The following is a 21,345-nucleotide window of genomic DNA, read 5'->3' on the forward strand; positions in this document are numbered from 1 at the left end:
CGATGAGCAAACGCAGAACACAGCGATTTTTAGTGGTGGGATTATTTTTAATTGGCGCAACATTGTTAGGAAAGGGACTCTATATGCAAGCTAAAGCACACTTTGCCCAGTATTTGATTGAACAGGCGTGGACTAAAACCTTGGCTGATGGTCAATCCCATAAGCCTTGGTCATGGGCGGATACCTATCCCGTGGCAAAGCTGTCTATTCATCGTGAGCAAGTGGCGGCGAACAACAATATTGAAGCAGAGCTTAATGACAGTTTATATGTTCTTGCGGGGGCTTCTGGGCGAAATTTGGCCTTTGGTCCGAGTCTGGTGTTGTCCAGTGCGCCAGCGGGGCAAAAAGGCAATACTGTGATTGCCGGCCACAGGGACACGCATTTTGCGATACTTAATGGCATGGCGGTGGGGCGTCGATTATCGTTACAAACGCTTAAAGGCAATCACATTATTTATGAAGTGGTGGCGACTCAGGTCGTAAATGAAACCGAAACTCAATTTATGGCGCCATCCGATGATAATCGCTTAACGTTAATTACGTGTTATCCCTTCGATTCACTTCAAGGTGGTGCTGAACTGCGGTTTGTGGTGCAGGCGATACCCGTCGAAAATGAGTCGATGGAAACACACGGTACGAATGTATCCGTTTCAATAGGGAGTGGCGTGCAAGGGAATATTGGAACTGTTTCTCGCAGTTTCAAACATTAATCTGAAATCTCATTTAAATCCTTCATGTAGCTTTCAAAAAAATGCTCCTTTGTTAATCATCTTAGCCTGAAGCTGAATTATCGGCTTCAGGCTAAGTTATAACCATCAGTTACTGATAGGCAGCACACGATTTCGTCCTAAGCGTTTGGCTTCATAAAGTAATTTGTCTGCTGCTTCAATCAATTGCATACCCGTTTGTTTTTCTTGCCATTGGGCGACGCCAAAGGAAGCACTGATATTATTGATGCGTTCGTCTTTGCGTCTGTCTTTTAAACTGAGTTTTTCGAGTCCACGGCGCATAGCTTCGGCCAGTTGCCTTGCGATACGTAGCTGACTTTTAGGGACAATAATCGCAAATTCTTCACCGCCAAAACGATACAGTTTCGTGCCATCGCGGCAGGATTCCTGTAGTCGTTTCGCCACGGCGCGTAACACTTGGTCGCCGAGCTGGTGGCCATAGGTGTCGTTAAACACTTTAAAATGGTCGATATCGGCCAAGATCACACAAGTGCCTAAGGGGGCTTGGGCTATCATTCCAGCAAAATCAGTGTCAAAGGCGCGGCGATTAAAGCAGCCCGTCAGTGCATCGTAGAGAACGTCTTTTTCTGTTTGTTCAAGTTTTTTCTTTAGTGCGTCTATTTCGGTTTGAGCCTTCTGCAGCTGACCGGTAAAGAACTCTGTGCTCGAGCGAATATTGTCCGACTCTTTCACTAAGCTGCGGACCAGATCGAGTACTTGTTCGACGCTAAAGCCTTCGTCTTCGATGCGATTGAGCTTTTCAAAATTACTTTCGATACGTGACTGGAAGTCATTGGCATCTAGATTGGTATCTTTGAGTGATTGGGAAAGCTCAGTCACCATAGCATCCAGATTTTGGCGCATTTCTCTGACATCGAGTTCAACTGGGTCGGCAACATATTGGCGATACAAGATTTCGCTACTGACAGGAGGGCAAGTATTGTATTGGGCAATAACAGTATCGAGTTGTTGATTTAATTCGGGATTTTGTTCACCAACATAAGTGTACCAAAGCGCATAGTTAACGGGGGTGGTCGGAATTTTATGTTTGAGCATCAGAGGCACTGCTTTTTTGAGGTTCAGTGCAGCGGCTTGTAATAACTCTAGCGACATATTGTTACCTTACTCAATGAAAATACACGGATATTTTAAAATTTCGCTATTTTTTATTCTGTTGCAGTCAGGTTTAGGTCAACGACAAGAATATCGGTCAGATGGAGACATGATTACCGTTTACTCTTGGATGCAGCGACTCCGTTTGCGCTAAGACTTCCATCATAAATTAAAGATGATATGGTAAAGTCTATCCTTAAAACCAAATAATGATAATAACTTGGGAGAAAGTTGTGAAAAATTTAATCATAACCACAAGTCTGTTGGCCACTATCTCATTACCTGTTTTTGCTGAAACGGCATTTGTGAAAAGTCTCGATCTCGTGCAATACCGAACCGATGTTAAAACCTTAGCGAGCGATGCTTTTGGGGGACGCGCGCCCTTATCTGAAGGAGAGACGTTAACTTTAGACTATTTAGTGACAGCATTTAAAGATATGGGTCTCAAACCCGGATTTGGCGATAGCTATTTACAGGCGGTTCCTTTGGCGCAAATTAGTGCCGATCAAAACATGCAGCTTGATATCGGCGGACTTAAATTTGCTAATGGCAGTGAATTTACCGCGAGAACCCAAAGAATCGCTGACACCGTGAGCCTGAATAAAAGCGATGTGGTATTTGTTGGCTATGGTATCAATGCACCCGAATATGGCTGGAATGATTATCAAGGGTTAGATGTAAAAGGCAAAACGGTCATCGTACTCGTGAATGACCCCGGCTTTGCGACCCAAGATCCAACAATATTTAAAGGCAATGCTATGACCTATTATGGTCGCTGGACTTATAAATATGAGGAAGCGGCGCGTCAAGGCGCTGAGGCCGTGTTTATTGTTCACGAAACAGCGCCTGCCGCCTATGGCTGGGGTGTGGTGCAAAACTCCAACACAGGGACTAAGTTTACTCTGGTCGATGCCAATAATAACCAAGGTCAAGTGGGCGTGATGGGCTGGGTTCAGCACGAAACCGCACAAAAAATCTTTGCCAAAGCGGGATTGGATTTTGATACCTTAAAACAGCAAGCAGCCAAGCCAAACTTTAAGGCTATCCCACTTAAGCTGAGCGCGCAGCTCACGTTAAACAATAAAATTGAACGCGCCGAGTCCCATAACGTCGCGGCTTTACTGCCCGGTAAAACGCGCCCCGAGGAAGTGGTGATGATGCATGCCCATTGGGATCACCTTGGCACTGTGATTGAAGACGGTAAGTCAGAGATTTTAAACGGAGCTGTCGATAATGCCAGCGGTGTGGCGGGGGTTTTAGCGTTAGCGCGTTACTTCAAACAGCAAGCTAGCACGGCGCCACTGGATCGCTCGGTGCTCTTCAGTGCCTTTACTGCAGAAGAAACGGGTCTGATTGGTGCACTGCATTTTGCTCAGCATCCCAGTGTGCCAACCAAAAATATCGTCGCCTTTTTAAATATCGATGGCATGAATGTAAATAAAGGCGTGGATTACATTTTGCGCTATGGGGAAGGGGTATCTGAGTTGGAGCAATACTTAGATAAAGCCGCCAAAGCCCAAGACCGTTCGGTAAAAGCGGATCCAAGACCACAGAATGGATTGATGTTTAGATCAGACCATTTTGCGCTGGCCCAGCAAGGTGTACCAGGATTGCTATTTATGAGTCTTGGGGATACAGATCCTGACTATATTGCGCATAAATATCACCAAGGAGCCGATGATTATGATCCAAATTGGACGTTGGAGGGCGTGAGTCAAGACCTAGACTTGATCGCCAGTATGATAACCACCTTAGCGAATGGTTCAGATTGGCCCCATTGGCTTGAATCATCAGACTTTAAAGCCAAACGTGAGCAGGATGGCCGTAAATAGGTTTAATGGGTTGGATCATGAGGGCGTCCAGTAGGCGCCCTTATTTTTTAGCACTAATTTGGGCTAGGGTTTGGGCAACGGTTTGAGCGAGAAGTGGTGTTTAATACAATATGGGAAGAGATTTTTTATAGAATTAAAATTAAAAGGAATAACTGATAGAAAGCATAGGGCCAATAAAATTGTAATAGATGTTGTAATCGGCGATTTGAGTATCTTTATTCGGCGAATTTTGGGCGATATCAACGTCAACTTTATAGTAGTTATAGGCCACGCTCATTCGCCAGTTTGGGGTGATTTGTGCATTAACCCCCACTTTAATATCAACCAGTTCGCCTTTGACATCATTGAGTTTGATGTAAAAATACTGTGCATGGCTGGTGATTTGCCAACCGGGAACAAATTCATACTGACCATATATGCCAATGTCGGGCAGTGGCGCAGTGACATTTTCGTCAACAATGCGCGGAATTGCTTGGCTACCGCAGACATTATTGAGTAATTCCGATGAAGCGCAAACACCAATCACCCCTTCAAAACCTGTCTTGATAAACATAGTATGTAAACCAAGTGATAGACCGACATCATAGTTACTGCCTTGAAATACATCATAGCCATAGCCGAAGCGCAGTACATCAATGTTTAAGGTTGAATTTAGATTACCGCCTGCTTTGATATCGTAAATGGTGTCGTTAATCTCGAGCTGGAAGGGTTTGGTTAAGGCTTGGGTTTCGGCGTTACGATGAAGCTGTTTCCAGTCTAGGTAGATATTGTGCCGTTCGTTAAAGTGATAATTTAACTCGATAAAGGGTAAAAATTCGTTTTCTGCAAGTTGTAGATCGGACTCATAATCTAAGGTGAAATTATTACCCGAAACAGGGTTAGTGACTTCCATATTGGTGTCTGATTGCGAATAAAAGCCGCCTAACTGAATAGTAAAATCATCGGCTTGCACTTGAGTGCTGAGCAGTGACGCTATGATTAGGGGTAATAGGCGTATCGACATGTTAAGGAGTGACTCCTGCATTATTCTTATTATGTTTAGCGATAAGGTCAGAATTTAGTGCCATAAAAAAACAACATTTGGAGTTTAACAGCAAATTTTTCAATGTGAACAAAATGTTTTAAAAAATGCAAAAAATTGTGATTCAAAACAAAAGTAGGGTTGGTTCTCGTGAGGTTGAATGAAATTTGAGTGAGCGATCACATCAATTGTGGATTGAAAGACTAAGGGTAAGTGTTTCCTTCCTGAACGGCTTTAGGATTGTTGCGTTGTTGATGGGGCGAGATACAAATGGATATAGACACAAACATGGTGGAGAATCATCGATATTGAGAATATCTAGCGGTACGATCCCGCTAGATATTGATATGTCCTAGTACTTCTATTTCGCCTCGATAGAGGACGATAGAGGTGACGGGGTAGAAGTCTCAGCCTCTACGCTATCAGTCACGATTTTTGGGCTACTTGGTTCATCTTTATTAAACATGCCTAAACGGATGCGAATAAAATGCAAAATTTGCGCGGCAATATCCACATTCAAACAGGACTCTAAGCCCTCAAACCCTGGAGATGAGTTAGCCTCACAAATTTTGTAATGGCCGTTATCAAACAATAAATCGATACCTGCAACATCAAGATCGAGGATATTGGCTGTTTGGGTGGCAAGCCATTCAATTTCAGGAGTGATCTGAAATGGACGCGCTGAACCACCGGCACTGACATTGGCTTTGAAGCTGTCTTCTTGACCACGTCTTTCATAGCAACCCGCCACACGACCACCAATAGTGAATACGCGTAGATCGCGCCCATGACTGTTAGCGATAAACTCTTGCAGAATGATGTTAGCGTTTTTATTGGTCGCTTCAATCAACTGCATTAAATCGTCAAATTCACGCGCCTTATGGGATAAAAACACACCACTGCCCTGTGAGCCTGAAAGTGTTTTTATCACCACAGGAAAACCGAGATGGCGTTCTACGAGGGCGATATCGACGGGGAATTTAACCAACATGGTTTTAGGCGTAGGCAGATTCTTCTCGGCCAACAATTGTTGGGAGAATAACTTGTCTTTAACGATTTCAATGGCTTTAGATGGATTGAGGCAATATACCCCTAATCTTTCTAAGTGACGAATAATGGCTAAAGCAAAGTAGGTTGTGCCTGAGCCCATTCGCGGAATGATAAAATCGGGCAGCTCGACGGCTTGCCCATTCAATAAAATACTCTTGTTATCTTCTCTGGTGACAGTCAGATCAAATTCATCAGGTGCGTAAACTTCCAACTCTATGTTATCGGCTTTTGCTGCCGCCAGTAGACGCTCAATTTCATACCATTCAGGTTTTAGCTGAGTCGCGGTTTCTTTATATAAAATCCAACCACGCATTTAGTAGCAAACCTTAATCTTCATTCTTTATCCTCGGGTTCAGGTTCATCCTGAACATCATCTTCAATATCAAATACAGCCTCAGCCTCTATTTCTATCTCGGGCTTGGTTGCAGGCAAATGCACTGTACCAACCACGGCATAAAAGGGTTTCCCCATGGCGAGCCTGCGATACTTTACCCAGATCTGCTCTAACAAGCTACTGGGGGCGATATTTCCTTTGGCGACTTCCACAAATTGGGCTTCATCAGAGGTGCAAGGCAGCGTTTTTCCTTCCGCTAAATTCTTCATCGCATGACCATGCAATTCAAGGAGTTCAGCTTCTTTATTGGTAAAATCACCGCTTCGCTTAAAGCCTTTGGGGAAATTAGCATCATCGTAGAAACGTTTTTGAGAGACAAAACTGGCAGCAACTGAGCCGTTAAACGTCTCAGAACCCTTGTTAGCGTTAAAAAAAGACTGTTCAGACATGGCAGATACCCTCTAGTTTTTGATATACAAAGATTTGCAACTGGAGTATTGGCTAGTATTATTGATTTATAAATCAAAAAAATTTGCCTATGTTGGTCAAGAATTTTTATGGATACCGATTTACTAAAAACCTTTCTCGAAGTCTCCCGTACTCGCCATTTTGGTAAAGCGGCTGAGAATCTTTATCTCACCCGAAGCGCTGTGAGCTTTAGGGTGAAACAGCTTGAGAGCATTTTGGGTGTCGCCTTATTTGAACGGCAACGTAATAATATTCAGCCCACGCCAGCAGGCGAACGTATGCTTGGCCATGCCGAGGCGGTGTTAACAGCATGGGAGCGGGCTAAGCAAGATGTTTCCCTCAGCCAGTTACAGACAACGCAGCTTGCCATCGGTGCAGGGCCGAATATTTGGGACGCTTACTTGCAAGGTTATTTACAGGGACTGCATGTCGGTTTACCCGGCGTGGCGTTGCGCACGGAAGTACTACCTGCGAATGCAATGACGCGTCAGCTAATGGACCGTACCCTCGATATTGCGATTTCATTCGATCCGCCAAAGCTTGATCAATTTGAGATAGTACAACTGGGGCAAATTAATTTGTTGTTGGTGTCGAGCTTAAAAGGTCAAACGGTAAAAGCGGTTGTGCCGGGGCAATATGTAAAAGTCGATTGGGGGACGGCGTTCAATATTGTTCACGCGCAGGAATATGCCTCACTGCCTGTGCCAACGCTGCACACGAGTTCAGCACGTATTGCGTTAGATTTCATCTTGAATAATGGCGGCTGCGCATTTTTACCTGAGCATCTAGTGCAACATGCATTGCGCGGCGGCGAATTGCATCTCGTCAGCGGCGCGAATGCCATTTCACGAAATGTGTATCTTGCGTATTGGGCTGAGAATGACCGCTTAGCCCAGATCAAACAAGCCATCGACTTTTTAAGGGACGATGGCTCAATGGTTGCTCATGCGACGGTTTAGAGACTAAGAATTAAAGCACTAGCGGTGTTAATACAACCAGCCAAGTTAATCCACAAAGCGCAAGACTCATAAAGACGGCAGCCGAGGCAATGTCCTTGGCTTGGCCACTTAACGGGTGTATTTCACTGCCGACACGGTCAACCACAGCTTCAATTGCCGAGTTTAATAGCTCAACAATCAACACGATAAACAACGTGAAAATCAGCATAAGGCGTTCAATAGTGCTGATATCAACCCATAAGGCTACGGGTAACATGACTATCGTCAAGATTAATTCCTGTCTGAAGGCGGCTTCGTGGATCCAAGCGGCCTTTAGGCCCTTCATCGAAAATCCCGTCGCTCTGAATATGCGCTTAATACCGTGATTATTGGCTGGTTTCATAGTGTTTCCAATTGACGTTAGCGACAAAGCGCTGAGGTTCTGCTCATTCAAAACAGGGGGGAATAAACCCTACTGTTGTCTTTGTTAACATTTGACTGAGTCATAAATTTGGCCGCAGTATAGCCTGAGATGAAAAGTGCATAAACAATTAACTGAGCAAATTTGATCATCAACATTCGTTGTTAACTTAGGGAGTTAGTGACTTTTGCGGTTATTTTAGTGCAACTTTAGCCGTGCGGCCTAAGCTTGATGAAGGATATATTGCAGCGTGGGCAAGGGAATGACTCATACAAACCCGTTACGAAATTTAACATTTAATCATTTCATCCGTTTTAGTGCTTTTAAGCTCAGCTTGCTCATACTTTGCGGTTTAGCTCTTTCGGTTAACGCACAAACCTCACCACCTGCGATACAACTTGCTACCGAGTTTGATGCGACTCGAACTTCGCAAGATATTAATATTCAAAATTTTTTGATTAGTGAGAAACTCGACGGGGTTCGAGGTTACTGGAATGGCAAGGAATTATTCACTCGGCAGGGAAATGCCATCGCTACACCTATTTGGTTTACTGTAAATTTTCCGAATTATCCTCTCGATGGTGAATTATGGCTTGGGCGGGGCCAGTTTGAAGCGATGTCGAGTTTAGTTCGACAAGCCTCAGCGAAGGATGATGATTGGCGCAAAGTGCGATTTATGGTGTTCGATGTCCCTAAGGCGAGTGGCGACTTTCAGCATCGCTATCAATTTGCGCTGACTGAACTGAGTGGCAAATCGAATTATCTTGAAGTCATAGTGCAGTTCCAAGTAGAAAGCCTTGAAGCCCTGTATCAAAAACTCGATGCCTTAGTTGCAAAAGGCGCCGAAGGCTTGATGCTGCATCGCAGTTCTGCGACTTATATCAGTGGCCGCAATCCTCATTTGATGAAGCTAAAACCTTATTATGATGCTGAAGCTACTGTTATCGCTTATATCCCTGGTAAAGGTCAATTTGCAGGGCAGATGGGCGCATTAAAAGTGCAAACCCCAGACGGCCGAATTTTTAGTATTGGCACAGGTTTTAGTCTCTCTGAGCGCCAACATCCCCCCGCAGTGGGCACTATCATTACCTATAAATATCTTGGTCTTACTGTCAATGGCTTACCCAGATTTGCCAGTTTCCTGCGGGCACGCAGTGATGTCGAGCCAAGTAATAAACCCACCGCAAAGTAAACATCATCATAACGTTATTCATAGATATAACTTTGCTTGCTGTTTATTAAGCCTGCCGCGAGGTGTGCTAATACTGTGGACAACAGCGATGGCCGAGTCGTGTTTGCACCGAGCGCTAATCGAACTCTTGTTCAAGCATCTGGATTGCATAACTTTGATGTAGGCTGTAGTGCTGATGACAATCGCGATTTTGTAAGGGATAAGGATAACAAACTGATGTTTCACCTGTGGCGGTTTGACAATGTGAAGCCACTGCCAAGATTAATTGAGGATGTGAAAGTTGAAAAACGGTAACCCGTTACGGGCGAGTTTGACTGTGCTCCATCAATGGAGGGGGGATTAAATTAGCAACATAGTATTTTAAGTGAGATTATCGGGACATCAACCAAAGTCAGTGGAAATCGCAGTATAGTTTGACTACAAACATCAATGGTTGTGGGCTGCTTGCCTTACAAGGTTAAGTTGGTAAGATGTTGTTCATAAAGAAAATCAAATCGTTGTACATCTAAGGACATATATGGAAATTTCATTACTTGCCGATAATCCCTCTGCGATAGACACGGTAGCTAGTTGGTATTTCAACGAATGGTGCCAAGACAATGGTAGCTATACCAAGGAGGAGGTCGTTGAAAAAGTCTCTGCATCAATAAATCGAGATACCGCGCCTATTCTGATCATTGGAAAAGTAAATGGTGTTCTTGCTGGTTCAGCAGAGCTAAAAATTCGAGAAATGGACATATACCCAGAATTTGAATTTTGGCTTGGTGGTGTTTACGTCACTCAGCAGGCTAGGGGACAGGGTGTCGCCTCAAAACTTGTGAAAGAGATAATATCGCTAGCACATAAAATAGGTGTGAAAAAATTATATCTTCAAACAGAAGATTTAACTGGAGGTTTGTACTTACATCATGGGTTTAAGCCTATAGAACAAGTGAATTATAAAGGTATAAATGTATTGGTTATGGGCACAAACATCGGTGAATAACAAGTTTGTGAAGGTACACTGCGGCTCAATTGTGGGAAGCAAGTGGAACGATATGATCATATTTCACAGGGCTACCTAAGTAGGTCAAAGCATCCCCAAATGGCATCATTTTTAATCTTAGAGTTTTCGTCAGTACAAGAAAATAGATTTCCTGTTTCAACAGTAAGAACAAGTTGTGTTCTGTTTCAGTCAAAGTGTTTATAAAGTCATTAGCAAGGCCATATAATCAGATGCTGAGTGACTCTTTACAGAATCTAATGATGAAAATGAGTCGAAATCTTCCAAACTTTGACAGTTATTGTTGAATCAATGGCTACCAAATAAGAATAGGCCGCGCGTAGTTGCGACCGATTTTACGATCGCTTAGTTAGTTCCTGTCCACGCTTGGTCCTCGCAGACTTCAGATCAATGTTGAACTCTTGATATCACATTATGCTTTTTACCGCTGTTATCGTCGTGTCGTGCGGCGAGCTTTTTTGCAAATAAAATAAACCTCCTGCCTCACGCTTGACAATAAGTGAAACGTAAACAATCTTTTAACATAGAATATTTTCAGAAGGTTACTTTTCTTTCTGCAGAATAGAATTATTTTCACTACGGGAACACAGGAGTGTTTAACCCTTCCACTGAGATAACTAGGTTTCATTTGAGGTGATCATCAATGAATAATCTAGACTCAAGGTATCGTGATAAAACGCAATCATGAAAAGGAATTTCAATGAAAGACGTTAATATTTATCCGTATCAATCAATCTGTTCAGACTGGCTCAGTAAGCCAGAGACTGCGATCAAAACAGCAAACTTCAATTTTAATATCGAAACCCATTTATTTGGATTTGGTTGAGGTCAAGTCTTGTACGCTATTTGTATCGTGCCATCACGCCTGCAGTGGCGGGTGTTGTGAAAGCCCTGATTTTAAGTCGTTAAAGAAAGTGGAGTTGTAACGTTTTAAGCATTGAATAAGTCCCAATAACAAGGAGAGTTAATTTCATGTCTATCAAATCTTTTCGCTATAGTGCGTTTTTTTTTGTGTATGAGTGCTGCTGTACATGCAGAAGCACCAGTAGAGACAAAAGCAGCTATAACGCTACCCACGTTAAGCCCTGTTATGCCGCTGGAAATCACAGCAAAACCCCCGTTCTCACTCGAAAGCCTGCAACATGATTTTGATGATTTTTCTTGGCAATCGTTTATTGCACTTAACTGGCCAGCAAATGCCGATGGCACACCCAATACTATGTCTACCATTGGGCAAAAAACTAACCAGCCAGTCGTGTGGCTGCATTGGAAGGAAAGCCGGGAGATTTTTTTATCCGATGGCGTAAAACCACCTGGGTGGGATCTGTCCAATAATGTGCCGGATGTTTGCAAAAGTATTGATCCAAAGTCCATTCCTGAAGGGACTATTTATTTAACGCAAGTAGGGAAGACCCCGAATGTGTTGGATGAAAGTGGTGAGCCTTTTACAACGGGTCCATTGATTGATCAAAACGGGCTTTATACCCGTTATGAAATATTAACCAATGAAACCATGTTCAATTTTATTTTGGACAATAACCTTTACAGTAAAAAAGGACAGAAACAGTTTAATGCCGATGTCGACTTTACCGCGAGCGACAGTAAAACTGGGCAGGTAGGTTCTATCATGCTTAAGGCCTCATGGATAAAAATGGGCGGCAAGTTTGATGCGACGAATTACTATACAACTTACGCGCTAGTTTATAACAATCCCGAAGAGCAACACGGGGTTAAGCCAGCTTGTGCGCTTGAGCAAGTCGGGTTAGTAGGGTTTCACATTGCTCACAAAACCACGGGTGAACCACAATGGATTTGGTCTACCTTTGAGCATGTCGCTAACGCGCCAACCCAAGGTGAGTCAGCATCATTGTCGGCATATAATTTTTACGATCCTAAATGTACTGACTGCAAAGTGAATGAACCACCAGCACGCCCGTGGGATCCGGCAAACCCGCACACTAAACCAACTCAAGTGGAACGCGTCATTCCTATCACTGCCGACGCTAAAGCCTTAAATGCCAGTTATCACGCTGCACTCGACGCTGTAGTGCCGGGATCGGTATGGATGAATTACGAATTGGTCAGTACGCAATGGCCTACCGATGCTAAAAATCCCACCGATCCAACGGGCGTGCCTGCTCCCTCATTTTTAGCGAACACCACGCTCGAAACTTATATCCAAGGTTCGGTAAAGCAAACATCAAGCAGCTGTATGGCTTGTCACAATAATGCGGCAACCACTAACGGTAATTTTGCTGATTTCACTTACTTGCTGCAACGCGCGCAATAATTTACGAAAGGAACTCATCATGACTGATATTACAGGCGCGACTGCCGATACTATGAATAATTTTATTGGTTTGAGCGCGGTATTAACCGGCTTTGCTACCAGTATTATTGCCCCGACATTGGATCCCGTGGATATTAAATCCGAATACTTAGCCGTGTTTACGCAAAAAATAACCGAAGAATCGAAGGACCTAACTTTAGTTACAACTATTCTGCAAAAATTTGCGGCGTTAAAAGCGCAGCAATTATCAGATCAACAAATTGGCACGCAAATGCTGGCGCCAGACAACGGGGCTAATTTTGTGTTGGCCTGTCGTAAATTGATTTTTATGTGGTACTCAGGTGCATGGCCAACCATTATTCCCGCGACGGATACAGAGCCGGAAACCACGGTTAGCGATATGATTTCGGCAAAAAGTTATACCACGGGTCTAGTCTGGCAAGTTATGCAGGCGCATCCGATGGGGGATTCAAATTATCGCTATGGCTATTGGGCAAAAGCACCCGCTGCACTGTCGGCATATACGGGTCATCAAGGAGGTGCAGTATGAGCGCGCAAACCAATTACGATGTCATTATTGTGGGCTCTGGTATTGCGGGCTCTATCATGGCTTATCAACTGGGGATGGCAGGGAAAAAAGTATTAATCCTCGAAGCAGGGCAGGAAGTGCCTGTTGACCGCAGTGGTTACATGGAAACCTTTTTTAAAGCCAATGCCAAAACACCTGAGTCACCTTATCCTCCAACCACGCAAAATCCAGCGGCATCGACGGCGGATAATCCACTTGGGCTGCCTGATCCGGCGAAGGAGAATGTGCCGCGTTATACCGTGTTGCAAATTGGCGCATGGCGTAATCCAAAGCAATGTTATTTCGATTACACGCCGCAGCCTGAACATTTGAAACCTGACAGCCCTGAAGCAAAGTTTGCTTTTGCTAGTTCCTATGAGCGTATTGGCGGCGGCACAACTTGGCATTGGCTAGGAACCAGTTTGCATTTATTGCCTAATGATTTTGAGTTGCAAACCCAGTATAAGCAGGGGGTGGATTGGCCCGGTGGAAAACAATTTTATCAGGCGTTGGTTCCTTACTATGAACAGGCGACCAATGAGATTGGCGTCGCCGGTGACAAAGAGGCGATGGATCAGCTTTATCGCGGATTTAATGTTTCACCGGATGGTGTTTATGGGCCGAATTACGATTACCCAATGCCTGGCATTGTTTCATCTTTAGTCGATCAACGATATGAACAAGCGGTGAGCGACATGGTCTATGACAATATTCAATTGTCAGTCACGCCAACCCCTCAGGGGCGCAATTCATTACCGGGTGAACGCCGTCAATGTGCGGGGAATACAAATTGTATTCCTATTTGCCCTATCCAAGCCAAATACGATGCTACTGTGACGCTCTGGCGAGCATTGCAAACCGGTAATGTTGATGTGTTTTATCGTCACGTCGCGACAAATGTTCAAGTGGATGAAAACACAAAGGATGTTGTTGGTATTGATTATGTGACCTATCAAACTCACGGGGGGATAGCGACGGGCGGCGGTACAGTTACGGGTAAAAAATATGTGATTGCAGCTCACGCGATTGAGACGCCTAAATTATTGCTCATGTCTAAGCGTAATAAAGCCTGTCCGAACGGCGTCGCCAACCATAGCGATCAAGTGGGGCGTAATTTGATGGATCACATTATGTATTTGGCCTGGGGTCTGGCGAAAGATCCTGTCTATGGTTTTCGGGGGCCTTTATCTACTGCGGGTATCGAAAGTTTACGTGATGGCGCCTTTCGTAAAGACCGTGCCGCCTATCGTATTGAAATCGGCAATGAAGGTTGGCAGTGGGCAGCAAATGATCCATTCACGACCTTAGCTGATTTTGTATTTGGGCAAAATAATTCGCAATTAAATGGGGATTCTGTCAATCAGCAGGGGATTCCATTACGGTTTGATCCCGCCATGTCTGCGAATAGCGCCTTATTTGGTGCCTCACTGGTGAATACCTTGAATGGTATTTACACACGGCAAATTCGTATGGGCTATTTAATTGAACAATTACCTGATCCGGAAAACCGTGTCGAGTTGTCGGAGACGCTGAAAGATAACTTAGGTTTGCCGCGCCCCAAATTAACCTATCGTGTACGGGAGGATTATGTGCGCAATGCGTTCGTGTCGGCTAAAGATATTTCGACCAAACTCTTTGACGCCCTTGATGCGCGGGAATATACCAAGGCTCCGCCTGCGCCGGTATTTTATGGTGATAAGAGTCAAGTAACGTCGAATAATTTTGAATATCAGGGCCATAATTTTACGTTTTACGGTGCTGGACACATTGTGGGGACGTATCGAATGGGGGACTGCAGAGATACGTCGGTGGTGAATCCTCGTCAGCAATCTTGGGATCATAGCAATCTGTTTTTAGTCGGTAGCGGAGTGTTTCCAACGGTTGCAACGGGTAATCCAACCCTCACTTTGGCAGCGTTGGCATTCCAGGCTGCAGATCATGTTTTGGAAGACCTTAAAATAAGTTAAAAAAGTTGTAATTATTCATTAGCTTGCTGTTAATTCCCATTGAAAACCGCGTGCAAATTGGCGCGGTTTTTGGCTAACTGAATATACCTTCATATTACGCTAACTGGCATTTTCCTACTCACAATGCAGTTTATTGTCATCGTATTTAAAATCAAAATATTACAGTTTTTTTATGCTGATAATTAGTTTGAAAACTGTGCATGCGTGTGTTGTCGGATAGTATGTCTGATAGAAAACTGATAAGTCTCACTCAAACCGAGCGTTAATTGGGCGTGCTTTAATAAGCGAACAAAGTTAATTTTTACGAATATTTATCAAAAGGTTAGCTGAATACATGACTACTAAGAAATATATCGTTGTCAATCCACATGAAAGTGAGTTTCCTAACCCCATTACGTTCAAAAAAGGTGATCCTCTTGTCGTTGGAGAAAAATATGCAGGTCCTGAAGGCTGGGATCTCTGGTTCCTTTGCACTACGTTGGGGCAAGATGCTGGTTGGGTTCCTGGTCAAGTGATTCAGCGCCTAAAAAATGCCAACGGGCTGGCGCTTGAGGACTATACGGCAAGAGAACTTAATGTGTATGAAGGTGAACAACTCATTGGCACACGAATGTTGAATGGCTGGGTATGGTGTATAAAAGCTGTCAGTGAAGAATCAGGGTGGGTACCATTAGAAAACTTGAAAGAAGTGGTAGATCTATCCCGCGACTAAAGCACCTTTACTGTGCAGTCAAATCCAAGATGGCTCCTTGGTGTATTGTGCCAAGAGGATGATGACTGGCTGATATTGAGAGCTTATATCTGGCACGCAGAAGTCATTGGCGTAAAAGTGTTTTTTAGCACAAGCTTTCCGTTTCTGTTAATAAAAAAGCCAGTATATTCAATATACTGGCTTTAACTTTAAACTTGATTAATGAGCACTATAAGCTGGAATATAAAAGTCATCAGCATCTTGTCTTTAACAAACTATGCGCCTTATATTCCAAATGCAGAGTGGCGGGCTGACTAGTCGTTATGACGTTTGCCTGAACGTTTAAGTCTCTCTGCTGCCAGTTTGGCTTCTTTCTCTGCTTCTTTTTCGGCCATGATACGGGCGACTTCAATCTTTTCAAGCTCTGCCATCGCAGGCGTTTCTAGCGAGAGTAAGCCTATTTTCCCCGAGCGATATTCATGCAGTAATAACTCTGATGCCTTGTGCATATCGATGCGACCACCGGGACGCAGCGCACCACGTTTACGGCCGATTTCCTCGAGAAGTGCAACATCATCCTTTGGTAATTCACTTAAGTTATAGCGCTCACAAATCTCTTTTGGATAAGCGGTTAAGAAATACTTGGCGGCGAACAGGGCCACATCTTCATATTCCATCGCCGTATCTTTAATGGCACCAGTGACGGCAAGGCGATAGCTGCTCGCTTCGTTATCCACTTTGGGCCATAAAATACCTGGGGTATCCGACAGCACGATACCGTTACGTAAATTGATCCGTTGCTGGGTTTTGGTTACCGCAGGTTCGTTACCGGTTTTGGCGATAACACGGCCAGCTAAGGTATTGATGATGGTAGATTTCCCAACGTTGGGTATTCCCATGATCATAGTGCGAATGTCTTTTTCGGTTTTATCGCGACTTGGCACTAGTTTACGGCAGAGATCAGGGATTTTTTTCACCATTGCCGCTTGCAGTGTCGTGATCGCCGTGGCTTTGACGCCTTGCTCACGCTCTAAGTATTCAATCCATTGTGCGGTGATCTCTGGATCGGCCAGATCAGATTTATTGAGCAGTTTGATACAAGGTTTGTCGCCTCGAAGCTGAGCCACCATGGGGTTTTCGCTACTGTAGGGAATACGCGCGTCCAGCACTTCGATAACAAGATCGACCTGAGGCATTGCCTCTTCAATCTCCTTGCGTGCCTTGTGCATATGCCCCGGATACCACTGAATTGCCATGATAACGCCTTGTCCTAAATAACTTAAAGAACGGCTATTCTACCTTGAAGGTGGCGAATGTCATAAAAAAAGCGCCCTAAGGCGCTTTAATCGCTTAATCCTTGACTGTCTCTTGCGATTGTTACTTGGATTAATAGGCTGAATTAAGGCTTAGATTACTCCTAGTTCGCGCAATCTTTCCATCAGATAACTGTCAGCGGTATAGCGATCCGATAGCACGACTGCAGGGTTTGGATGTAAAAATAACGGCAAAGAGATCCGTGACTTGGTTTTATCCGTACCTTCAGGATTGATGACGCGGTGAGAGGTCGATGGGAAATAGCCGCCAGAGGCTTCCTGTAACATGTCACCGATATTGATAATAATGTTGCCAAAATCGCTGGGAACATCTAACCAAGTGCCATCTTTGGCTTTCACTTGTAATCCAGGCTCATTGGCCGCAGGTAACACTGTGATAAGGTTGATATCTTCGTGGGCGGCGGCACGAATGGCGCCCATTTCTTCACTGCCCGTCATCGGCGGGTAATGCAGAATACGCAGTAAGGTTTTTTGGCTATTGGCGATCATTTCTGGCAATGGCATCGAAAACTTGGCTTTTATGTCTTCTGGTGAGTAGGTTTCGATCCACTCTAATAGTTCTGCAGCCAGTGCGTTGGCTTTATCGTAATAGGCGAGAATATTGGTACGTAGTGAATCGGGGATACGGCCCCAAGGGTACACGTGGTAGTACTCTTTAATGTCTTTGACTGTGTTGCCTTTGGCAGTTTCAGAAATCGACGCAGGGAAGAAACCGTCGTGGGTTTCTTTTTTAAACATATAATCGTTTTTAGCTTCTGAGTTAAAAAAGGCTTGCCACTCGGTGTAGATGTCTTCAACTAAGCGCTTATCAATCGGATGATTAGATAAAACACCAAAGCCAGTTTCCCGAAGTGATTCAACGAATTGCTGGGCACTGTTTTCAGCGCGGTAATCAATGGTTTCTAATTTCATTTTGGTTTCTACTTGTTATATTTAGTTGTAATTTGACCCGCTGCAAGTGTAGCCGTGCGCTGATGTGGGTGCAAATACTCAGCGACTGTGATCTGGATCAACTGCCGTATTTTCCGTCATTTATGCAGTCGCTTATATAAGCACTTATATTAGTACTTACTTGAGTGGTAAGATTTTAGTCACCAAATCCGTTAGTATGGGCATTAGATTTGTTGTGATTGGATTGATGTCAGCCGCATTTTGAAGCCGAGTGCAAGAAATCTTGCTTGGAGTGGGTCTTATGTTGGCTTCCTTATAAATCAGCTTCTTAATCGAAGAGTATCGAAATACACGACGACGTGAGTCGAAAGGGCATTAATATGAATAAACTGACCGATTTTGAACGCTATGTTATCGAAGAGAAAGGCACTGAACGCCCCTTTAGTGGTGAGTATTATGAGCACGATGCTAAGGGTTTGTATTTATGCAAAAAATGCCATGCCCCCTTGTATCGCTCTGAGCATAAATTTAATGCCCATTGTGGCTGGCCTGCCTTCGATGATGAAATTGCCGGCGCTGTAACCCGCCATGTTGACGCCGATGGCCGCAGAACTGAAATTGTTTGTAGCCAGTGCGGCGGTCACTTGGGGCATGTCTTTGAAGGTGAAATGTTAACACCTAACAATATCCGTCACTGTGTTAACTCAGTTTCTATGGTTTTCAAAGGGATGGATGATGCTGTTGAACCAGTACCGAATCACTTTGCGACTTTTGGTGCTGGGTGTTTTTGGTGCGTCGAAGCGATTTTTAAAAGCCTAAAGGGCGTGGTGAATGTCACTTCTGGCTATGCTGGCGGTGATGCCCATGATGCCGATTATAAATCTGTTTGCTCGGGCCAAACCGGCCATGCAGAGGTTGTGCATATCGAGTTCAACCCAGAGGAAATTGATTTTACGACGCTATTACAGGTTTTTTTTGAGAGCCATGATCCGACCACGCTTAATCGCCAAGGTAATGATAAGGGGCCACAATATCGTTCCGTGGTGTTTACCCATAATGCTGAGCAGATAGAGCAAACTACCGCTATGCTTGCTCAGTTAGCAGCAGCCAAGGTTTTTGATGCGCCGATAGTGACCCAAGTTTCAGCGTTTGATACTTTTTATCCCGCTGAAAATTATCACAACGACTACTTCGCTTTACACGGTGAGCAGCCCTATTGTCAGATGGTCGTGCGTCCTAAAGTGGAAAAAGTGAAAGCCTTGTTTGCAAGATTGCAGAAGGCTTAAGCGATTTAGCACAGGGTGTTAAATACAAAGACGCCACCGATAAAGGTGGCGTTTTTTTATGGGGTTTCTAAAGTGCAAAACCTAGTTGTTCTCTTAACAAGCTGCTTAGCTATCGGTTTAACGATTAGCGTAACTTTTGATTCGCTACCGACGCAACTATCGGCTTTCAGTTAACCATTGGGCGTATTGTTTGGTGTAATAGCTGACAATCAAATCTGCACCCGCCCGCTTTAAGCCGATAAACGTTTCAGTCACCACCGCACGCTCATCCAACGCGCCCGCAAGGGCGGCAAATTTAATGCCCGCATATTCACCGCCGACTTGATAGGCGGCGAGTGGTAAGTGGGTTTCTTGTCTTAAACGGCTGAGCACATCTAAGTAGGGTGTGCCGGGTTTAACCATCAGGATATCGGCGCCTTCGGCTTCATCTAATGAGGCTTCTAACAGGGCTTGACGACCATTAGCATAATCCAGTTGATATCCCTTGCGATTTCCACTGAGTTCACAATCGACCGCGGCTCTAAAAGGACCGTAGAAGGAAGAGGCGAATTTTGCCGAGTGGGCCAGAATCGCCACATGTTCAAAACCTGCGGCATCGAGCCCTTGGCGAATGGCTTTCACTTGACCGTCCATCATGGCCGATGGTGCTAACATATCAGCGCCCGCTTTGGCGGCTGTTATCGATTGCTTAACTAAATTTTCGACGGTGAGATCGTTGCAGACTTCATTATTGTGCACCACGCCGCAATGGCCGTGATCTGTGTATTCACAAAAACAAATGTCGGGGATCACCATCATCTCAGGCACGGTAGCTTTAATGGTGCGCACCATACGGGCGAGTAAACCATTGTCGTCCCATGTATCGCTGCCTTTATCATCTTTAGTGTGCGAAATCCCAAAGGGCATCACATAGCGGATCCCTAGGGCGTAAAGCTCGCGAACTTCATCCGCCAGTGCGCTCTCAGGTAAACGGCTGATGCCAGGTAGCGTGGAGATAGGCACGGCATGGGTGATGTGCTCTTCAATGAACAGGGGATGGATAAGATCGCTCAGCGAAATATGGGTTTCGCGCAGCAGATCGCGCATTGCTTCTGAATTACGTAAGCGTCTTAAGCGACGCAATGGAGGCGTGTTTAACATGAAATGTCCTTATCGAAGGCGGGTTAAAGCAATCGTACAATACTAAGGGAATGGCAAGGGATAAATTCGCCCCTTACTTTTCTGCTCTGACAATCAAAGTTGAAAAAGTTTCCCCAAGCGAGCTATATTCATTAATGAGTTTATTGATCATTGACTTAGATCACATAAATCCATCTCGTCCAGATTTGCGACTGAATATCATGCGGGCGCTATTTTAGCTGAGTTGCTTGCTTAGCCCTTTGTTTTCGGGCATTTGATGTTATTATTTGCGCCAGTTTTCTCATGGCATATTCGCGCAATACAGATTATGTAAATTTGATGCGAAATCTTGCCCGCTAATCCGGTTTTGAAATGACAATAACACATGAACACTCTGCTTGTATTCTTGCCTTAGACACTTGTACCGAATCCTGCTCAGCTGCGCTGCAATATCAAGGTCAGATTTATGCTGAACTTGCCGATGCACCGCGTGAACACAGTCAGCGTCTGTTGCCTATGGTCGATTCAGTGCTCAAGCAAGCGGGCATTCGCTTAGATAAAGTGACTGCGATTGCTTACGGACGAGGCCCTGGCAGTTTTACGGGGATCCGTATTTGCACTAGCATGACGCAAGGTCTGGCACTGGGGTTAGATTTGCCTGTGATTGGTATTTCAACCTTAGCGGCAATGGCACAAATGGCGATTAGCGAACATCAAGCCGAGCAAGTTTTGTGCACCATTGATGCGCGCATGGGCGAAGTGTATTGGGGCCAGTTTGTGGCCGTTGATGGTATTGCAACACTTGTCGGTAAAGAAGTGGTCAGTGCGCCTGCGGACGTACTACTTCTGCTTGATACTGAAGCGCCCATTGTGGCTTGCGGCACCGGTTTTGATGCTTATCCGGATTTACTGGCACTCGGCAAAGGGATTTTAGCTCTTGACGCCGTGAAATATCCCGATGCAAGGGCTATGCTGATATTGGCTGAGACAGGTATCAAAGCAGGGCTAACAACCTCGGTCGATGAGCTTGAACCTGTGTATTTACGTGATACAGTCACATGGAAAAAGTTACCCGGTCGTGAATAAGCTGTTCTTTGCC

Annotated in this window: 20 protein-coding genes; 12 read left to right on the forward strand and 8 right to left on the reverse strand. The window is 44.6% G+C overall.

The window, feature by feature from the left end; all coding sequences use genetic code 11:
* The first annotated feature begins 2 nt into the window (after positions 1 to 2).
* Complete coding sequence (locus tag L5M18_RS11550; protein WP_263197019.1) at positions 3 to 710, forward strand: class GN sortase; 708 nt, start codon at positions 3 to 5, stop codon at positions 708 to 710.
* 105 nt (positions 711 to 815) lie between these two features.
* Here the strand turns inward: L5M18_RS11550 and L5M18_RS11555 are convergent, their stop codons facing one another.
* Entirely contained in the window at positions 816 to 1,841 is a 1,026-nt protein-coding gene (locus L5M18_RS11555) for a GGDEF domain-containing protein (protein WP_028760265.1), read from the reverse strand.
* Between the two features lie 209 nt (positions 1,842 to 2,050).
* On the opposite strand from L5M18_RS11555, the gene L5M18_RS11560 reads away from it, so the two are divergent.
* Positions 2,051 to 3,673: a M28 family metallopeptidase gene (locus L5M18_RS11560; protein WP_263197020.1), complete on the forward strand. Its 1,623-nt coding sequence runs from the start codon at positions 2,051 to 2,053 to the stop codon at positions 3,671 to 3,673.
* 139 nt (positions 3,674 to 3,812) lie between these two features.
* On the opposite strand, the gene L5M18_RS11565 is transcribed toward L5M18_RS11560, so the two are convergent.
* The 3 genes from L5M18_RS11565 to L5M18_RS11575 form a co-directional block, all read right to left on the reverse strand.
* Positions 3,813 to 4,676: a hypothetical protein gene (locus tag L5M18_RS11565; RefSeq protein WP_212599818.1), complete on the reverse strand. Its 864-nt coding sequence runs from the start codon at positions 4,674 to 4,676 to the stop codon at positions 3,813 to 3,815.
* A gap of 379 nt (positions 4,677 to 5,055) precedes the next feature.
* Positions 5,056 to 6,057 (reverse strand): RimK family alpha-L-glutamate ligase, encoded by a 1,002-nt coding sequence (locus L5M18_RS11570; RefSeq protein ID WP_263197022.1) that lies wholly within the window; start codon positions 6,055 to 6,057, stop codon positions 5,056 to 5,058.
* Between the two features lie 20 nt (positions 6,058 to 6,077).
* Positions 6,078 to 6,527, reverse strand: a complete 450-nt coding sequence (locus tag L5M18_RS11575; protein ID WP_028760261.1) for a DUF413 domain-containing protein — start codon at positions 6,525 to 6,527, stop codon at positions 6,078 to 6,080.
* Between the two features lie 108 nt (positions 6,528 to 6,635).
* On the opposite strand from L5M18_RS11575, the gene hdfR reads away from it, so the two are divergent.
* Complete coding sequence (hdfR, locus tag L5M18_RS11580) at positions 6,636 to 7,505, forward strand: HTH-type transcriptional regulator HdfR (RefSeq protein ID WP_263197023.1); 870 nt, start codon at positions 6,636 to 6,638, stop codon at positions 7,503 to 7,505.
* A 10-nt stretch (positions 7,506 to 7,515) separates the two neighbouring features.
* Here hdfR and L5M18_RS11585 read toward each other — a convergent pair whose 3' ends face one another.
* Positions 7,516 to 7,887 (reverse strand): diacylglycerol kinase, encoded by a 372-nt coding sequence (locus tag L5M18_RS11585; protein ID WP_028760259.1) that lies wholly within the window; start codon positions 7,885 to 7,887, stop codon positions 7,516 to 7,518.
* Between the two features lie 280 nt (positions 7,888 to 8,167).
* Between L5M18_RS11585 and L5M18_RS11590 the strand changes: the two genes are divergently transcribed.
* The 7 genes from L5M18_RS11590 to L5M18_RS11620 all read left to right on the forward strand — a co-directional run bounded on the left by L5M18_RS11590 (position 8,168) and on the right by L5M18_RS11620 (position 15,637).
* On the forward strand, positions 8,168 to 9,097 hold the full coding sequence (locus L5M18_RS11590) for a DNA ligase (protein WP_263197025.1): 930 nt from the start codon (positions 8,168 to 8,170) through the stop codon (positions 9,095 to 9,097).
* A gap of 75 nt (positions 9,098 to 9,172) precedes the next feature.
* Positions 9,173 to 9,391 (forward strand): hypothetical protein, encoded by a 219-nt coding sequence (locus L5M18_RS11595; RefSeq protein ID WP_263197027.1) that lies wholly within the window; start codon positions 9,173 to 9,175, stop codon positions 9,389 to 9,391.
* 223 nt (positions 9,392 to 9,614) lie between these two features.
* Positions 9,615 to 10,082 (forward strand): GNAT family N-acetyltransferase, encoded by a 468-nt coding sequence (locus tag L5M18_RS11600; protein ID WP_028760209.1) that lies wholly within the window; start codon positions 9,615 to 9,617, stop codon positions 10,080 to 10,082.
* 1,033 nt (positions 10,083 to 11,115) lie between these two features.
* On the forward strand, positions 11,116 to 12,390 hold the full coding sequence (locus L5M18_RS11605) for a hypothetical protein (protein ID WP_263197028.1): 1,275 nt from the start codon (positions 11,116 to 11,118) through the stop codon (positions 12,388 to 12,390).
* A 19-nt stretch (positions 12,391 to 12,409) separates the two neighbouring features.
* A complete protein-coding gene (locus tag L5M18_RS11610; RefSeq protein ID WP_263197029.1) occupies positions 12,410 to 12,940 on the forward strand; it encodes a hypothetical protein in 531 nt (176 codons plus the stop codon).
* Positions 12,937 to 14,925, forward strand: a complete 1,989-nt coding sequence (locus tag L5M18_RS11615; protein WP_263197030.1) for a GMC family oxidoreductase — start codon at positions 12,937 to 12,939, stop codon at positions 14,923 to 14,925. Before L5M18_RS11610 ends, L5M18_RS11615 begins: the two co-directional genes overlap by 4 nt.
* Before the next feature lie 334 nt (positions 14,926 to 15,259).
* Positions 15,260 to 15,637 carry an SH3 domain-containing protein gene (locus L5M18_RS11620; protein ID WP_263197031.1) on the forward strand — a complete coding sequence of 126 codons (378 nt, stop codon included), beginning with the start codon at positions 15,260 to 15,262 and terminating at the stop codon, positions 15,635 to 15,637.
* A gap of 293 nt (positions 15,638 to 15,930) precedes the next feature.
* Here the strand turns inward: L5M18_RS11620 and ylqF are convergent, their stop codons facing one another.
* Both ylqF and L5M18_RS11630 read right to left on the reverse strand, forming a co-directional pair.
* Complete coding sequence (ylqF, locus tag L5M18_RS11625; RefSeq protein WP_011919190.1) at positions 15,931 to 16,872, reverse strand: ribosome biogenesis GTPase YlqF; 942 nt, start codon at positions 16,870 to 16,872, stop codon at positions 15,931 to 15,933.
* A gap of 150 nt (positions 16,873 to 17,022) precedes the next feature.
* On the reverse strand, positions 17,023 to 17,862 hold the full coding sequence (locus tag L5M18_RS11630; RefSeq protein ID WP_011919191.1) for an isopenicillin N synthase family dioxygenase: 840 nt from the start codon (positions 17,860 to 17,862) through the stop codon (positions 17,023 to 17,025).
* Positions 17,863 to 18,221: 359 nt separating this feature from the next.
* Here L5M18_RS11630 and L5M18_RS11635 point away from each other — a divergent pair, with 359 nt between their 5' ends.
* Complete coding sequence (locus tag L5M18_RS11635; protein WP_263197033.1) at positions 18,222 to 19,127, forward strand: bifunctional methionine sulfoxide reductase B/A protein; 906 nt, start codon at positions 18,222 to 18,224, stop codon at positions 19,125 to 19,127.
* Between the two features lie 156 nt (positions 19,128 to 19,283).
* Here the strand turns inward: L5M18_RS11635 and hemB are convergent, their stop codons facing one another.
* The gene (gene hemB, locus L5M18_RS11640; RefSeq protein WP_028760201.1) at positions 19,284 to 20,267 is read right to left on the reverse strand and encodes a porphobilinogen synthase; all 984 of its coding nucleotides are present in this window, start codon (positions 20,265 to 20,267) and stop codon (positions 19,284 to 19,286) included.
* A gap of 351 nt (positions 20,268 to 20,618) precedes the next feature.
* Here hemB and tsaB point away from each other — a divergent pair, with 351 nt between their 5' ends.
* Positions 20,619 to 21,332 carry a tRNA (adenosine(37)-N6)-threonylcarbamoyltransferase complex dimerization subunit type 1 TsaB gene (gene tsaB, locus L5M18_RS11645; RefSeq protein WP_263197035.1) on the forward strand — a complete coding sequence of 238 codons (714 nt, stop codon included), beginning with the start codon at positions 20,619 to 20,621 and terminating at the stop codon, positions 21,330 to 21,332.
* Positions 21,333 to 21,345: the final 13 nt, after the last annotated feature.

The sequence above is a fragment of the Shewanella sp. SM20 genome, from assembly GCF_025654545.1.
Lineage (GTDB): Bacteria > Pseudomonadota > Gammaproteobacteria > Enterobacterales > Shewanellaceae > Shewanella > Shewanella oncorhynchi.

What these genes read in the sequence shown, in the direction of transcription:
- L5M18_RS11570 (WP_263197022.1), bottom strand. Translation starts at nt 6,057, where the DNA reads ATGCGTGGTTGGATTTTATATAAAGAAACCGCGACTCAGCTAAAACCT.
- L5M18_RS11550 (WP_263197019.1), top strand. Translation starts at nt 3, where the DNA reads ATGAGCAAACGCAGAACACAGCGATTTTTAGTGGTGGGATTATTTTTA.
- L5M18_RS11635 (WP_263197033.1), top strand. Translation starts at nt 18,222, where the DNA reads ATGAATAAACTGACCGATTTTGAACGCTATGTTATCGAAGAGAAAGGC.
- L5M18_RS11610 (WP_263197029.1), top strand. Translation starts at nt 12,410, where the DNA reads ATGACTGATATTACAGGCGCGACTGCCGATACTATGAATAATTTTATT.
- hemB (WP_028760201.1), bottom strand. Translation starts at nt 20,267, where the DNA reads ATGTTAAACACGCCTCCATTGCGTCGCTTAAGACGCTTACGTAATTCA.
- L5M18_RS11555 (WP_028760265.1), bottom strand. Translation starts at nt 1,841, where the DNA reads ATGTCGCTAGAGTTATTACAAGCCGCTGCACTGAACCTCAAAAAAGCA.
- L5M18_RS11565 (WP_212599818.1), bottom strand. Translation starts at nt 4,676, where the DNA reads ATGTCGATACGCCTATTACCCCTAATCATAGCGTCACTGCTCAGCACT.
- L5M18_RS11590 (WP_263197025.1), top strand. Translation starts at nt 8,168, where the DNA reads ATGACTCATACAAACCCGTTACGAAATTTAACATTTAATCATTTCATC.
- L5M18_RS11600 (WP_028760209.1), top strand. Translation starts at nt 9,615, where the DNA reads ATGGAAATTTCATTACTTGCCGATAATCCCTCTGCGATAGACACGGTA.
- tsaB (WP_263197035.1), top strand. Translation starts at nt 20,619, where the DNA reads ATGACAATAACACATGAACACTCTGCTTGTATTCTTGCCTTAGACACT.
- L5M18_RS11575 (WP_028760261.1), bottom strand. Translation starts at nt 6,527, where the DNA reads ATGTCTGAACAGTCTTTTTTTAACGCTAACAAGGGTTCTGAGACGTTT.
- L5M18_RS11615 (WP_263197030.1), top strand. Translation starts at nt 12,937, where the DNA reads ATGAGCGCGCAAACCAATTACGATGTCATTATTGTGGGCTCTGGTATT.
- L5M18_RS11620 (WP_263197031.1), top strand. Translation starts at nt 15,260, where the DNA reads ATGACTACTAAGAAATATATCGTTGTCAATCCACATGAAAGTGAGTTT.
- L5M18_RS11585 (WP_028760259.1), bottom strand. Translation starts at nt 7,887, where the DNA reads ATGAAACCAGCCAATAATCACGGTATTAAGCGCATATTCAGAGCGACG.
- L5M18_RS11605 (WP_263197028.1), top strand. Translation starts at nt 11,116, where the DNA reads ATGAGTGCTGCTGTACATGCAGAAGCACCAGTAGAGACAAAAGCAGCT.
- L5M18_RS11560 (WP_263197020.1), top strand. Translation starts at nt 2,051, where the DNA reads ATGATAATAACTTGGGAGAAAGTTGTGAAAAATTTAATCATAACCACA.
- hdfR (WP_263197023.1), top strand. Translation starts at nt 6,636, where the DNA reads ATGGATACCGATTTACTAAAAACCTTTCTCGAAGTCTCCCGTACTCGC.
- ylqF (WP_011919190.1), bottom strand. Translation starts at nt 16,872, where the DNA reads ATGGCAATTCAGTGGTATCCGGGGCATATGCACAAGGCACGCAAGGAG.
- L5M18_RS11630 (WP_011919191.1), bottom strand. Translation starts at nt 17,862, where the DNA reads ATGAAATTAGAAACCATTGATTACCGCGCTGAAAACAGTGCCCAGCAA.